Here is a 14098-nt window from a genome sequence, read left to right as displayed (position 1 = left end):
CCCCTTTCAGGGGGCAAAACTACTTTCTATGAGGGGGGGCTTTTTCATGACCTGGTTTAAATAATTAACTACTTCTGTACGGTGATATTTCTTAGCCAAGTCTAATGGAAATTGACCGTCATTATTTTTTACTGATAATGGAGCACCGTTTTTAACCAAAAGTTTGATAATTTCAATGTCTGCATTATGCTCAAGGGCTGCATAGTGCAAAGCTGTATTCCCAAATTCATCAGTAGCTCTTACATTTACACCTTGGTTAAGTAAGAGTTTAACTAGCGATACGCTATTTTGATTAATATTATTGCTTACAGCAGCTATTAGTAATGTTCTATGATGTTTGTTTTTATCATGTATATTAGCACCTTTATCTAAAAGTAATTTAACAGCCTCAAGGTTGTTTTCAGAAACAGCGTAATATATAGCACTTCTATGTAAACCACCATCTTCTCTGGTATTAATATCTGCTCCGTGGTTAATTAACGTTTTTATAATGTTTGTGTCTCCGAATTCAATAGCTCTTAGTAGTGAGTCTACGCCGTTTGACTTTGCATTAACATTTGCTCCTTTGTTTAATAGGATTTCAACTATTTCCAAGTTACCTTTTGACGCTGCAGCTGTGAGAGGTTTAGAAAAGATTTCATATTTACTATTAACGTCGGCATTTTGATTAAGTAGATACTTTACAATATTTATATTTTCTTGGTTTACTGCGTGAGTAAGTGCACTTCTAGCATCAGCATCTACCACGTTAATATCTGCACCATTTTTAGTGAGTAACTTTATTATATCTAGCTTTTCATGTTTTACTGCCACGCGTAAGGCAGATGTCTTGTGGTAGTTTCCTATCTCTGTCTTTGCTCCTTTTTCTAATAGAAAAGATATGAGATCTTTATTGTCTGCCTTAGCTGCTAAGACAAGCGCTGTTTCATCTTGGTAGCTTCTTGCTTCAATATCTGCTCCTTTCTCTAATAGCATACGCATAATATCCTTTTGCTCTCCAGCAGTAGCTGCTAGCAACGCCGTCCACCTTTTCTCATCTTCTATTTCTAATGCAGCCTCCTTGCTAAGCAAAAATGATACGATGTTTTTTTTCCCTTTCTGGGCTGCAAACATAAGAGCAGTATTGCCCTTGTTTGTTTTTGCATTAATATATGCATCCTTTTCTAGAAGCAGGTTCATGGTATCCATTTTTTCCTCGACACTTGCTGTAATAAATGCCGTCCAACCCTCTTTGTTCTCAGCTTCTAAGTCTGCACCTTTATCTAGCAAAAAAGTTATAATGTTGTTATTTCCCTCTTTTGCTGCCAGTATAAGAGCTGTATTACCTTGGTTGTCTTTTGCTTCAATATTGGCTCCATTTTTGAGTAATAATTCCATGGTATCAGTTTCACTTTTAGATGCGGCAGCTATGAGTGCAGTCCATCCTTTTTTATTCTTAGCTTCTAAAGTTGCACCTTTATTGAGCAAAAATTCTAAAATGTCTTCATGACCCTCTCTTGCTGCAATCATTAGAGGTGTGTAACCATCTTTATTCTTTTGATCAATGTCTGACTCTTTTTTAATGAAGGTTTTTAAAGCATCTAAATCTCCGTACTCTACTGCCTCGAATAAACTTGTAGGAGGTTCTGTACAAGAAGATAAACAACCAATAAAAAAAATAATGAAAAATAATTTTAGACCTGCGTTATTCATACTTTTTTCCTTGAATATTCGCTGGAAATTATAGACGCACATTTAAGAGTTAATGTTGAACAGCTTCTAAATTTATGGCGATCTATTGGCAAACATGTGAAACCTGTGTTTTTTACAGCCTGTATAAGCTAAAATGTCGCTAGCTGATGAAGAGTAAGAAGCTTATAATCGAACAAGCTAAACTGAAGAGCGGACCAATGAATTTCAATGATAGAGATAGCTGTGAACTAGTCTCTATCTTGCCTCGTTTATACTCACATAAAAACCATACAATAAATCCAAAAAGTATAATGCCAATTTCTTTCATCAGGTGGATAAGCTTAAATTATAACAATAATCAGGTTAGTATAGCTCACGCGATACAATATCAAACTCATTTTTAGGTTGATACTTTTCACCTGTTTGCTCGATAAAAGAGCCATAGTGCCTATTAAGCATTTCAATCCCTCGATGGCCTAACTGCCCAGCTAGCCAGAAAAGGTTTTCATTCTGAGCGATCATCAAACATGCATAGCTATGTCTAGTTTGATAAGGGTTTCTGTATCGAACTCCGGAGCTTTTGATGGCCGGTCTCCAGCCTGTCATACGCAGTTGTTTATCGTTTTCCCAGGGTTTATTCTGAGTTGGGTGATGGAAGACAAAGGCATCCTGGTTAAGAGTGTAATTTGCCTGGTCCTCTAATGCTTTTCTTACTGGTTCAAGCATGATGACCTTGCGAACGCCTTTCTTGCCTGTTTTTGTCCCTTTAATGACACCGTCAACTTTAGCTTGATCCACAAGAATATAGTTTTCCCTGAAGTTTACCTTTTCCCAGGTAAGGCCAATCAGTTCACTGGTCCGCATACCGGTAAAGAATGCGGTGGTAAATATGTTACGCACCTGGCCTTTCATACACGACAGTATTTGCTCGATTTCCTGCAGGCTAAAGGGGTCACATTCATAATCACTTTCCTTGGCCTCTTTGATAATTTCCTGGTCTAAGTCGATATCTTCCAAAGGGCTTCTGAGAATGATCCGGTCGGTTACTGCCTGTTTCAATACCTGCTTTAGTGGTATCAGGTGATTAACAATTGTTTTTCGTTTACATGACAGGCTCTTAGTATAAATCCAGTCCCGTATGTGTTTTGCCTGTAACTCTTGCACTGGGATATCCCTAAACACAGGTAATAACTGTCCGGTGACAGATTTTTTATAGTTTCGTGCAGTACTCCTTTCCTTTAGCTGGTCAACCTTCTGAAGATATCCGTCAAGTAGGTCGCCGACAGTAACTCCATCATGGTATGTTTCACCGAACATCGTGCAGCGTTTGGAATCAGGGAAATGGTTTGAATATTTAAACGTCCTACGTTGTATCTCGTAGATAATGGTACCGCGTTTACTAGCGGCATACGCAAGGTCTTTTTTGAGGTCACTCGTAAACTGTTTTTTGTGCGAAGGGGCTTCAATTTTAGGTACTTTACGATTGGATATCGTTTCACGACACTTAACCCCTCGGTAAGAAAAATAAATTCTGATACTGACGGCTGCTTTAAGTAAACGAACTTCAAGCCCACTAGGGATATCCAAGCTTTCAATGATTTCTTTTATATCATCCATGGCTGCTTACCGATGTTTATAAACACTTTTGGCGGCGAAGTTGTTTACTTCTTTAAGATTGATCCAAATGACACCATCCGCAGCTTTTCGGAATTCACAGCCTTCTTTCCAGATTCCTCGGCTTTTTTTATGATTGAATGCGTTGGCTGTATCGCCTGATAGTTCATAGTATTTTTTAAGTTTAACCCACTGTAGCATGTCTTCCTCCAATCCCTCTGTAGAGTGTTCTGTAAATTCATTTAGATAGGTCAGGCTCACCCAAAAATTACCGTCAGCAGCTTTCCTGTATTCTCGGTCTTCAATCCATAGGCCTTTTGTTCTTAGTTGGGTGAAGTCTCTGACACTCACGTTGAATAATTCCCTGAACTTTGTTGCTCTTATCCACTTGAGCATGTAACCCTCCTGTGGTCAGTGCTCCTGTGCTGTTCGAGTTGCTTCAATCTCATCCCGTATCACGGGTACATCTCGAGGTGCACGAATATGAAAGTTCACTTGGTTCATTGCTCTTTCATTGATGAACTCATTACCCCGGTGAGGGTAGGGGGTGATGGTGATCGACTTACCCAACTTAAAAGCCAGTGTGTAGGCAACGGTCATAATGCGCACGCGATGGCCATAAACCAGGGTTATTTCGGCATCCTTTGGGTTTCTACCCCGAAGAATAAGTCGGAAGTCTCCTACCCGCAGAGACTGTCCAACTTGGCGACCTAATATCAACATGATGCACTTCCTGTGTTTACTGCCCATGTCTAGGCAAGTGTTATACGTTTACTGTGTTGTATCCTCATTCTTAACCGAGCTGAGCATGTTACTGATAGCCTGGTTAGCAAGCCCTGCAGCCAGATCCAGTGACAGCTCTGTTGCCAGAAACTGCATACCTCTTCTCCGTTCATGTTGATAACGGATAACGCGTGTATTCGGTTTCCAGGGAATAAATCCGTTTTTATCCTTGGTTGTGGGGTTCATTGCTTTATTCCTGCGTTAATGTAGTAAAAGCGCTGCCTGTGGATAACGTCTGTTGCAACTCTTCATGTGCTGAGCAATATGGATTTACGACATCAAAATCCAGGATGAGCTTGGTGCAGGCGGCTTGTAGCTGGAATAAATAACGCTCAAATCCAACAAGCTTGCCAGTCTGGAGTGAAATAGCTTTACCGCTGCTATCCACTACAAGGGCATATTTACAGTGGTAGTCTTGTATATCGGGTTGTGAGTCAAAATAAATGATCGACACAAGCTTTAGCTGGGTCGTGTGAAATGAAATCTGGCTAACAGGTTTTCCTCTTACAATACCCGCATACAGCTTGAACGTATTAATCAGCTCGGAAAGTGTTAATTCCCGAGGAATGTCTTTAAACAACGTGTCAAAAAAGTTTTGTACGGAATTGCTTTCGGCTGTTGAACTCACAATATTAATTCCTGTATTGATTTCACAAGGGGGCTTACTGTGGAGAATCCAGGTTAATACTCTTCACGATCAGGGTAGTAAGGATCTACTTCATCAAAGTCCGGGATAAGCTTGGTACCTGCCGCATACAGCTGAAATAAGTCTCGTTCAAAATCGTATAATTTACCGATAAATAGCTTTTCTCTATATTTATCGCCATCAATTTCTATTGAGTTTATTGTGTGGTCTTTTTCATTTATTGTAATTTGGAACTTACACTGATAATCGCTTTTACCGGATTCTTCATCAAAATAAATAAATGAAAGTGAGCTTAATTTACAGATATTGAGAGTAATACGGTCATCTAGTTCAACTTCTTTATCAATTGCGAACTTTTTAAAGTCTTCAATCAGCTCAGAAAACTTTATTTCCTTTGGTGCAGGCGCTAACAATTCTTCCAGATTGCTTTCAATTTGTTTTCGGCCTTCTTCAAAAACAGTTGCGTCCAGCTTTGCTTTGATGACCTTGAGAATAAAATCGTTGTAACCACCAAGGCATAAGTTTTCGATATTGATATTTAATGTATTTTTAATAGTCTCTTTAAGGTGATCACCAAAGTCAGAATAAGGTCGTAAACAGTCTTCAATAATACTTTTAACGCACCGTTCAACGCTTGAAGTAATAATTTCATTGATTACGCCTGTGTCAGCCAGATTGTTAAATGCATTGACCACCGCTGTTTCCATCTCTTTCATGCCGTTCCCCTTTTTTTAGGCAATAAGATGCCGTGGCTCATACCTGAGCGTGTTAAAAAATAAATTTATGTTGCGTGTTAGTAGCCTGCAGGCTCTATTAATAATTTACGGTAAGTTTTACGCAGTAAATAACGAAGTCGTAGCCAACGCGCTGTATTGACTTCTTGATTGCGTTGATAATCGCTGGATATTTTATCCCAAACTAATTCGGCTTCTGTTTGATTCCTCCTTTTAATCTGATGTACTTCTAACGTGGCTGTTGAATGAATAGGGGAGGCCATCGGTTTCATGCTGCCTCCTGCAGAACACAATCAACAGTATCTTGCTGGTTGACTACCTTGGACAATAACTGCAGGCATAAACTGGTGTGCTGCATGTTTTTGCTGTGGATAACCAACAAGCTTTTTTCTGCGTTAATACACCCGGTAATAAATATATTGATAAAATAGGGATATTGCTTATCTAACTCAGGTAATGTCATCTGCAGATGAATACGAAAAAATAATTGGTTATCCACAATGGCCAGTGTGCTGCAGCCATTGACGGGTACAAAACACACCCGACAATTAAAATCATTAGTGGATGAAACAAGGCTTGTGGTTGATATGCCTCCCACTAAGTGTTCGACAAGATAATCCACATTGCTTTTTAGCTGATAGACTGTGGCATACTCTTCCATGAGTTTTCTCCTTTAGGGTAATCATCATCCAGTGACATATACTCCGGTCGTCGTGATGTGCGCTGTATAACCCGCACTTGTCTGGGTTTATTTGGGTTGTCATTTACAACGATTGCCACACTGTTGATAGTGAATACCGCTAAAAGCATGGCAATCATAGGTGGAATTTTTAACCTGATAACCTTAAGCCGAATAAGCTCAGCCACCAGATGGGCGCGGTTTGTCGTCTTGAGTTTGTAGTGAGCATTTTTAATACGACGACTAACACTGTCAGGTTCAATATTATGATCCCGTGCAATAGCCTTATCCGTTTTCCCAGATAGAAGACCTAAGCAGTAGAGTGTTTCGCGTGGGGCAAGGTAAGGATTGGTGAGATGTGCTTGCCAGTGTCCATCTGATGTTGTGACTGTGCTATCCATAGCGGCCTCTCTTTGTTCTTGATTTAAATATACGTACAGATTTAATTGAATGCAAGGAAAAGTACGCTATTGGTACGCTTAAAGTACGGTAAGGTGCGAAACTAATAGCTAACCAACTGAATTGATTTGTATTTTTTTAGATGCTGTTGGATTAGTGTACGGAAAGCGGGTGGTGTGGTAGAAAAAATTGTTTTCTTTTGGGGATTAGAATGTAGATGTAAATGGAAGGTTAGTCGTGCTTGATTCTGCCGCGTATAGCATTTGCTACAGCAATAATGATTTCAGCATCATCAAAACTAATTTTGTCTTGTATCAGTAATGAATGAAGCTCAAGTAAGGCTCTTTCTAAGTCTCTACGGTTATTTTTTTTCTGAGTAATTAAACGACTATCCAAGGAGTCGTTTTTAAAGTCTGGGTTTTGACTTATAAAATCTGCATCTATCTCTGATTTATCTGAAATAAGCCAGCCGTATGGAGCACCAGTCGCATCAGCTATTTTTCTTAACATTCGGTCTCTTGGTTGTGAGCGTTTTGTGGGGTCAGATGTTTCCCATACACCAACAGTAGGTCTTCGCACACCGATTCTACTTGCTAACTCTTCCTGAGTCATGCCAGCACTAGCTCTTGCGGCTCTAATTCTTTCCCAAAGTTCGCTCATAACCAAAAAGCTCTTGAATTAGATGATTAAGGTTGCTAGCTTTGTCACATAGTGTTAGATTGAGACAAAAGCGTTCGTTATGTAATAAATTTTAAACAATAAAAGACCGGCACACCCTGGGGTGTCCGGCCATATAAAAACCAGTACAAAGGTTAGGTATAAAACTCAGTCACCCATTACCGTGGGGGTGAGTTTGCATGTGGTTAAAGCTCTAAACCGGACATTCCCCTAACGCTTTGTATGCAAGGCAATATACCCAATCTGGGGGGTATTGTCATTAGGCTTGATAGTGCTGTATATCTGGACAGTGACTGGTCAAGGAGGACTTATAGGGACATAAATTCATTTCACTTAAATAAGTTTTCATTAATTCAATAAATATTAGCGACGTCTTTTGTTCATAAAAAAGGCGAGAGCATTTTTATTGTCTTCATTTTTTTGTGGATGATGAATTAGAAAAAATACTGAACAGCTCGGTAGGATTTTTTTCACTCTGAATTTATTAACGGCTGTTTTTTCTTACAAATTTCAGACAGAAAAAAACTGCTTACCCGACCAGAGATAAGCAGTTTTTGAACATTGATAAAGAGACTCAGTAATTATGGATAAAACTGACGAAAAAAACAACGGGTTTCCCTATTTTTTTAGGAGGGCGGTATGAGTATTCAAGCCATGACCTGGGCTTTTTCCCTGCAGCAGTTAGACCCCCATAAAAAAATAGTGCTTTTATCTCTGGCAGATAATGCCAATGACGAAGGTTATTGTTGGCCATCGATGGACACCATTGCTAAAAAATCCTCGATGTCTAAATCCACTGCACGACGACATATTAAATCACTCGAAACCCTTGGATTACTCACTAAAAAAATTCGAGTAAAAACCAATGGCGCAAACGGCACAAATTATTTTTTATTACATGTAGGTGCCAAACCCAAAGAACCTGAACCAGGTAAAGAACCACTCACGCCAAAGACCGAACAAAATGAGGGGTGTCAAATTGAACCCCCTACAACCATAGGGGTACCACCTAGTGACACCCCTATAACAGAAGGGGTGTCAAAGCTCTGCAAGGGGGAGGGTGTCAGAGCTGTGACACCCAAACCATCAATAGAATCCCCAATAACTACTACTACGACTTCTGCGCGTGAGGAAAATGATCCAGCGCTAGAAATTTTTAACCGTGGTGAACCACCCCCGAAAAAAAATCCGGTGGCCAAACCCATGACCGACGATTGGGAACCTGATTGGCCATTGCTGGAAGCAAAACTCATTCGCGCAGGTATACCCAAGCAATTTGCCAGTGAACAACGTGATGAATTTGTTTTGTACTGGGTGGGTGAGGGTAAACAACACCCGTCGTGGGATGCCAAATTTTTTAATCACCTACGACACCAATATCGCCGATGCCAGGCGCAACAAGCCAGAGAAAACCAGCTTCAACACGCCCTCAATGAGAAAAACAACACTCGGGTAAACATGATCAACCATGAAAAACACACCATGGAGGTGAGTTATGCACAGCGGACGGCAGTTACTTCAGAAAACGATTCATTCCGTCAACGACTCGAAGACACAGACTGGTGAGCAGCAGACGACAGGTGAAGACCCTGGTCAGCAACACGCGCAAACGGTGTCAGCATTACCCGCAAAAGCCCAGCGAGCGTTGATCAACAAGCTGTTTGGCATGTTCGAAACCGTATGGCCCCTGCAGTTCAAAAAGGCCTGGCCGCTGGATGTCCCCACGTTGGCCAATAACGGGGTTAACCTGGATTACAAGCTCCGGAGTGCCAAACTGCAGTGGTTGAACAACGAGCGTTTTCAACTACTCACACCTACGCAGGTGGAGCAGGGTATACAACGCGCGGAGTCTGAATCTCGATTTATACCCACGTTGGCGGACTTCCTCCGTTACTGCACGACCGTTGATCACGAACAGCATGGTTTACCTTCGGTTGAGCAAGCCTGGCAGGAAGTAACCCGGCATAGCCACGAGCAAATGACACACAACTGGAGTCACGAGGCGGTCTATGCAGCGGCTAAAGCCACGGATTTTTTTAGTATACGTTGCGCCCAGGGTGATGAAGTAAAAACGCTGAGAAAGACCTTTGAGAGCTTATATCGGCAGTTGTGTAATCGCATTACACACGGGGAGCAAATTCCCGACGTCAGACCTGCGTTAGAAGACGCTAGGCGTCAATCACTGATGGATATCAACGAGCGATACCACGAAGCTAAGCTTCAGGAGCAAATCAAAGCTCAAGGTTTACAACAATTGACGTCAGCTAAATCAGCATTAGAGGCGATGAGATCACGCTTAGCCAATGGAGCTAACCAAGCATGAGCATAAGACCAAAGAAATATATAGATCACTTAACGCCTGCGTATATTGCTAAACGACAGGATCTCGAAGGACAAGAACAAAAAGCATTATTTATCTGGATGTATGCACGTTACAGAGCACTTTATGACTGTGCTTTCCATGTACCGAATGGTGGTCACCGTCATGTTGCTGTGGCTAAGAAGTTGAAAGGCGAGGGCGTTAAAGCGGGGGTGCCAGATATTTTAATTTTACAGCCGCGTGGTGGGTATCACGGACTTGCCATTGAGTTTAAAGCAACGCCGCCGAAAAGTGCGCCAGTGAGTGACTCACAGCTTGAATGGATCAATAGGTTAACAGAGAACGGCTATATGGCAGTTGTCTGCAAGGGCTTTGCTGCGGCTAAAGAGACCATTATTCAATACGCCAATTTAAATCACGGCAGTTGATGCTTGAGCTATAGGCAGAAAAAGTCATTGCTTCGTAAGCTCTTTCTGGGCTACCGAGCACTACAACGAAGCAATGAAAGGTACGCAGTATTTAAGACCATTAGTTAGATGCTCAGTAAACGAGAAAGTTTCTCACCCAGTTACAGGACGTACATATGGATAAATATTCACATGCAACACTTTGCCAGGTTGCCAAACGGTGGTTACTAAAAACGGTTGGTTGCTCCGTTGCTTTTGCCGAGCTGAAAGCCAACTCGTTGACGTTGGAAGAACCTGACGCGATAGGTTGGATACGGGGCGGTAGAGATTCTTTTCTTGTGGAGGTTAAAGTCAGTCGTGCGGACTTTCATGCGGACCGTAAGAAGTTTTTTCGACAACACACCGAATTTAGCGTGGGTAAATATCGGTATTTCATGACGCCACCCCGGCTATTAACGGTTGAAGATTTACCACCTGGTTGGGGACTGTTGGAAGTTCAGGGAAAAAAACGAGTGAAATTAGTTCACGGCCAGCATCCTAAAAAACAGCAACAGACTGAATTTATATTCCAGGCAAATACCCAGGCGGAACTCGCAATGCAGACTTCCATATTACGACGTACTAGCCTGCGAATTGGTGATCTTCAAACATTTAATGCCGTTATCGTGCATAACTATGAACAACGTGTACTGAGGCTGAAGAAAGAAATACGCGCGTTAGAAGCCGAGAAGAAAGCGTACTTAATTTAATAAACAAGCTAGAGGACATCAAGAGGACATGAATGTCCTGAGACCATTTAAGGAGTAATGTATGGCCAACGCAAGTGTCATGGCGTTATTAGGGCATCGAACTGTTCAGCACGATGCGATACCTGGCGGAATTTCAAGGCTTACAGCGGAGGACGTGGCTGGCGCGTTAGGGATGGCCGATATATCACGAGAGGCGTACTTATTTGGGTTACTGAAGTACGTGGGGGACAAAACAGTTATTCACGAACTGGATAAACTTACGCAGCGTGCTGTTATTCTTTTTGGACTGAAAAATAAATGGCGTGCTCCTTTTGCGGATGACGACAAGCGCAGTATGTTTTTTTTCTTACAGTTGGGCCGGTTGGTGATCAATGAGTTAGTGGGGGAAAATATTTGTCCTACATGCAATGGGACGGGGGTGTACATTGCTAAAGCTCGAAAGTGCTCATGTTCAAATGGTCGAAGACCACCCAAAAAAGCAATTTTGGCGAAGTTCTGCGGAATGAAGCCCGAAGCATGGAAGAAAACATGGCATGATCGATATACAGCGTGTGTAGCAGAGTTTTACCTGTGGGAAACAGAAATTACCTCAGCCATTTCTACTAAAATAAATTTTTTTCAACAAACAAGTTGATTTGGTACCGTTTCAGGGGTATATTTTTTCCAGAATCCATTATTCCGTCTAAAAAAATTTATTCCTGAAAATATTCCCATGTTGTTTAATATTTAAACCCCAAAAAGTCCTATGAAGAGGGTTTTTGGAGCTGACTATGGCTCATACCATGAACCAATGGATGTATGTTTAGTATTTCTAAGCTTTCTATCTTTAATATAATTGAAAAGTTGTATAACTTTCTTAATGAATATGATTTATACCCCTTAAAGGTACAACAATAATAATACGGATCACCTTAAATCTAGGGGGATATTATGGAAGAATATCTTCAGTTAAGAAGAAAAGATGACATTTCATTTAAACAACGTGACAGTCGTTCGGAGTGGGAAAGGGACTTTGCTAGGTTAGTACATTCTTCAGCTTTTCGAAGGTTACAATCAAAAACGCAAGTTTTAGGATTAGGAGAAAGTGACTTTTATAGAACTAGGCTTACGCACTCGTTAGAGGTAGCTCAAATCGGGACAGGGATTTTGAGTTACTTACGTCATGAGTATAAAAATGATAGAAGTATAATTGAAGCGTTACCTGATGGTAAGTTGCTAGAAGCAGTTTGTCTTGCGCATGACATTGGGCACCCTCCATTTGGGCATGGTGGTGAGATTTCTCTAAACTATTGCATGAGAAGTTATGGAGGCTTTGAGGGAAATGCTCAAACATTACGCATTCTTTCAAAATTAGAAAAGCATACTAAAGGATCAGGATTAAATCCTACTCGAAGAATGTTGCTAGGGATCCTGAAGTACCCTGGTAGCTATAATAGTCTAGTGGAAAATAACAATAGTGAGATTATTAATCCCGCTTGGTTAAATTTCAAAAATAACTGGCATCCACCTAAATGTTATTATGACTGTGATCAAGATATAGTTGATTTTATTTTGCGGCCATTTACTAATGATGATAAAGAAAGGTTTACCTATTTAGAAAATAAAAAAACGATTTGTAAATCACTTGATTGTTCAATTATGGACTTAGCTGATGAAGTATCATATACACTGCATGATCTTGAAGATGCTATATCCTTAGGAATGATAAAAAAGGATGATTGGGAAGGTATTATACAAAATAATATTTTTAAGGATGCTATGATAGAACTCTTTTCTGATAAACCTAAAATAACTGAAGAGCTAATTGAAGGTTTGTTTGGTGATAGTTTTGGAAGGAAAAAGTATATTGGAATTTTAGTTAATTTAATGATCACAAATGTTAAGATCGAAGAAGATGAAAGTTTCTTCAGTCCTATTCTAAAATACAAAGCTGTGATGGAAGAAAATGCAGTAAAAATAAAAAATATAATATTTGATCTTGTTAAAAGAGAAGTCATTTTTAATGATAATGTACAGCAACTTGAACTTAAGGGGAAAAAGGTTGTATATGAGCTATTTGAGGCTTTTTTAAGTGATCCCAAAAGACTTTTACCCAAGACTACAAGAATGGTTTGGGCTGCTAGTAGTTATGATCAAAGAGAAAGAATTGTCTGTGACTATATTTCAGGCATGACAGATGAATATGCTACTCGTATGTATGAGAAACTATTCTGTCCAAGAAAAGGGTCAATTTTTGATAGGATTTAAAAGAAAAATATAAAGTATCAGTCCAAATTAGCTTCTAAGATATTAACTAAGCCCACAGAAGTGGGCTTTTTTTGTTTTAAGGAAGGAATCTATGAACATTACCCGACTTGTTGTGCACTGCTCTGACTCACCCAATGGAAGGGATGACTCTGCTACAGATATTCACCGCTGGCATACAGGTCAAGGTTGGGTAGGTATTGGCTACCATCGTGTTATTCGCCGTGATGGACAAGTAGAGCGTGGACGTCCTGATTACTGGATCGGTGCTCATGTAGTTGGACACAATAGCACAAGCCTGGGCGTGTGCTTGGTTGGGCGTGATCAATTTACTGATGCGCAGATGCAAAGCCTGGAGCGCGTTATACGCGAATGGAAAGATAAATATCCTGATGCTGAAGTGTGTGGGCATTGTGATTTAGATATGCACAAGACATGTCCTAATTTTGATGTGAAATCCTGGTGGTCTGTTGTCAGTGATATTGATGAGTTTAACCGTGTGTAAAAATGAATATTAATAAGCTAATACCTGATATTGCTGGTTCCATCATGAGTGGCCTTGATGATTTATTTACCAGTGATGAAGAACGACTAAAAGCCCATAACAAAACCCTCGAAACACTGAACCAGCCGCATATCCTCCAAGCCCTAACCACACTAGAAGAAGCTAAGCATCCATCCATTTTTGTATCGGGTTGGCGGCCTGGACTAGGATGGTTATGTGTCGGCTTACTGACGTATGCTTGGGTGTTAAGAGACTTGATTATTATTGGGTTATCCCTCGCCAATCGCCCTGATGTAGTCAAGATGCTACCAACAATTGATACCAGCCAGCTGATCACTTTAGTCCTTACGCTACTGGGTTTAGGTGGTATTCGGACTATGGAAAAAATGAAAGGTGTTGCCCGGCAACGATAGACAATGGTTAGCCCGATGATTACCGAGAAGATAATTTCTAACGCACCTTATGCGGCCAGTGCCGTGACCGTTATTGCAGGATTTACGGTAAAAGACTGGGGGGTGATTATCGGTGTAATACTGACGTTTATAACCGTTATCGTGAATTGGGTTTATAAGCATCGGCAAGACCAACGCGAATCTGCTTTGTTTTATCAGAAGATAAATAACCACCCAAAGAATCAAGACAATCAATAGTTGTGCACGGCCCACTACG

The 14098-nt window shown here is 40.7% G+C and carries 20 protein-coding genes; 9 read left to right on the top strand and 11 right to left on the bottom strand.

What is annotated here, in order from left to right; all coding sequences use genetic code 11:
- Positions 1–6 precede the first annotated feature (6 nt).
- From KHS79_RS18355 to KHS79_RS18305, 11 genes are all read right to left on the bottom strand, one after another.
- On the bottom strand, positions 7–1692 hold the full coding sequence (locus KHS79_RS18355; protein WP_212720905.1) for an ankyrin repeat domain-containing protein: 1686 nt from the start codon (positions 1690–1692) through the stop codon (positions 7–9).
- A gap of 342 nt (positions 1693–2034) precedes the next feature.
- Complete coding sequence (locus KHS79_RS18350; RefSeq protein WP_212720903.1) at positions 2035–3288, bottom strand: site-specific integrase; 1254 nt, start codon at positions 3286–3288, stop codon at positions 2035–2037.
- A 6-nt stretch (positions 3289–3294) separates the two neighbouring features.
- Positions 3295–3681: a hypothetical protein gene (locus KHS79_RS18345; RefSeq protein WP_212720901.1), complete on the bottom strand. Its 387-nt coding sequence runs from the start codon at positions 3679–3681 to the stop codon at positions 3295–3297.
- 15 nt (positions 3682–3696) lie between these two features.
- Positions 3697–4008, bottom strand: coding sequence for a hypothetical protein (locus tag KHS79_RS18340; protein ID WP_212720899.1), 312 nt, complete (start codon positions 4006–4008; stop codon positions 3697–3699).
- A gap of 48 nt (positions 4009–4056) precedes the next feature.
- A complete protein-coding gene (locus KHS79_RS18335; RefSeq protein WP_212720891.1) occupies positions 4057–4254 on the bottom strand; it encodes a hypothetical protein in 198 nt (65 codons plus the stop codon).
- Positions 4255–4258: 4 nt separating this feature from the next.
- The gene (locus KHS79_RS18330; RefSeq protein ID WP_212720890.1) at positions 4259–4696 is read right to left on the bottom strand and encodes a hypothetical protein; all 438 of its coding nucleotides are present in this window, start codon (positions 4694–4696) and stop codon (positions 4259–4261) included.
- Positions 4697–4749: 53 nt separating this feature from the next.
- A complete protein-coding gene (locus KHS79_RS18325) occupies positions 4750–5430 on the bottom strand; it encodes a hypothetical protein (protein WP_212720889.1) in 681 nt (226 codons plus the stop codon).
- Between the two features lie 77 nt (positions 5431–5507).
- Complete coding sequence (locus tag KHS79_RS18320; protein WP_212720884.1) at positions 5508–5720, bottom strand: hypothetical protein; 213 nt, start codon at positions 5718–5720, stop codon at positions 5508–5510.
- A complete protein-coding gene (locus KHS79_RS18315) occupies positions 5717–6109 on the bottom strand; it encodes a hypothetical protein (protein WP_212720882.1) in 393 nt (130 codons plus the stop codon). The genes KHS79_RS18320 and KHS79_RS18315 overlap by 4 nt, the downstream gene beginning before the upstream one ends.
- Positions 6079–6528, bottom strand: coding sequence for a helix-turn-helix transcriptional regulator (locus KHS79_RS18310; protein ID WP_212720880.1), 450 nt, complete (start codon positions 6526–6528; stop codon positions 6079–6081). The genes KHS79_RS18315 and KHS79_RS18310 overlap by 31 nt, the downstream gene beginning before the upstream one ends.
- Before the next feature lie 229 nt (positions 6529–6757).
- A complete protein-coding gene (locus tag KHS79_RS18305) occupies positions 6758–7186 on the bottom strand; it encodes a helix-turn-helix transcriptional regulator (RefSeq protein WP_212720878.1) in 429 nt (142 codons plus the stop codon).
- A 657-nt stretch (positions 7187–7843) separates the two neighbouring features.
- Between KHS79_RS18305 and KHS79_RS18300 the strand changes: the two genes are divergently transcribed.
- From KHS79_RS18300 to KHS79_RS18260, 9 genes are all read left to right on the top strand, one after another.
- A complete protein-coding gene (locus KHS79_RS18300; RefSeq protein ID WP_212720876.1) occupies positions 7844–8770 on the top strand; it encodes a DnaT-like ssDNA-binding domain-containing protein in 927 nt (308 codons plus the stop codon).
- A complete protein-coding gene (locus tag KHS79_RS18295) occupies positions 8700–9527 on the top strand; it encodes a replication protein P (RefSeq protein WP_212720862.1) in 828 nt (275 codons plus the stop codon). Before KHS79_RS18300 ends, KHS79_RS18295 begins: the two co-directional genes overlap by 71 nt.
- Positions 9524–9952: a VRR-NUC domain-containing protein gene (locus KHS79_RS18290; protein WP_212720861.1), complete on the top strand. Its 429-nt coding sequence runs from the start codon at positions 9524–9526 to the stop codon at positions 9950–9952. Before KHS79_RS18295 ends, KHS79_RS18290 begins: the two co-directional genes overlap by 4 nt.
- Before the next feature lie 155 nt (positions 9953–10107).
- Positions 10108–10680 carry a hypothetical protein gene (locus tag KHS79_RS18285; protein ID WP_212720860.1) on the top strand — a complete coding sequence of 191 codons (573 nt, stop codon included), beginning with the start codon at positions 10108–10110 and terminating at the stop codon, positions 10678–10680.
- Positions 10681–10741: 61 nt separating this feature from the next.
- The gene (locus KHS79_RS18280) at positions 10742–11314 is read left to right on the top strand and encodes a hypothetical protein (protein WP_212720858.1); all 573 of its coding nucleotides are present in this window, start codon (positions 10742–10744) and stop codon (positions 11312–11314) included.
- Positions 11315–11610: 296 nt separating this feature from the next.
- Positions 11611–12927, top strand: a complete 1317-nt coding sequence (locus KHS79_RS18275; protein ID WP_212720857.1) for an anti-phage deoxyguanosine triphosphatase — start codon at positions 11611–11613, stop codon at positions 12925–12927.
- 91 nt (positions 12928–13018) lie between these two features.
- A complete protein-coding gene (locus KHS79_RS18270) occupies positions 13019–13429 on the top strand; it encodes an N-acetylmuramoyl-L-alanine amidase (protein ID WP_212720855.1) in 411 nt (136 codons plus the stop codon).
- Positions 13430–13431: 2 nt separating this feature from the next.
- Positions 13432–13842 carry a 3TM-type holin gene (locus KHS79_RS18265; protein WP_212720853.1) on the top strand — a complete coding sequence of 137 codons (411 nt, stop codon included), beginning with the start codon at positions 13432–13434 and terminating at the stop codon, positions 13840–13842.
- A gap of 15 nt (positions 13843–13857) precedes the next feature.
- Positions 13858–14079, top strand: coding sequence for a phage holin (locus KHS79_RS18260; protein WP_212720851.1), 222 nt, complete (start codon positions 13858–13860; stop codon positions 14077–14079).
- The last annotated feature ends 19 nt before the right edge of the window (positions 14080–14098 follow it).

Source organism: Zooshikella ganghwensis, from assembly GCF_018263875.1.
Classification (GTDB): Bacteria; Pseudomonadota; Gammaproteobacteria; order Pseudomonadales; family Zooshikellaceae; genus Zooshikella; species Zooshikella ganghwensis.
This window is presented reverse-complemented; position numbering and strand designations above follow the sequence as displayed.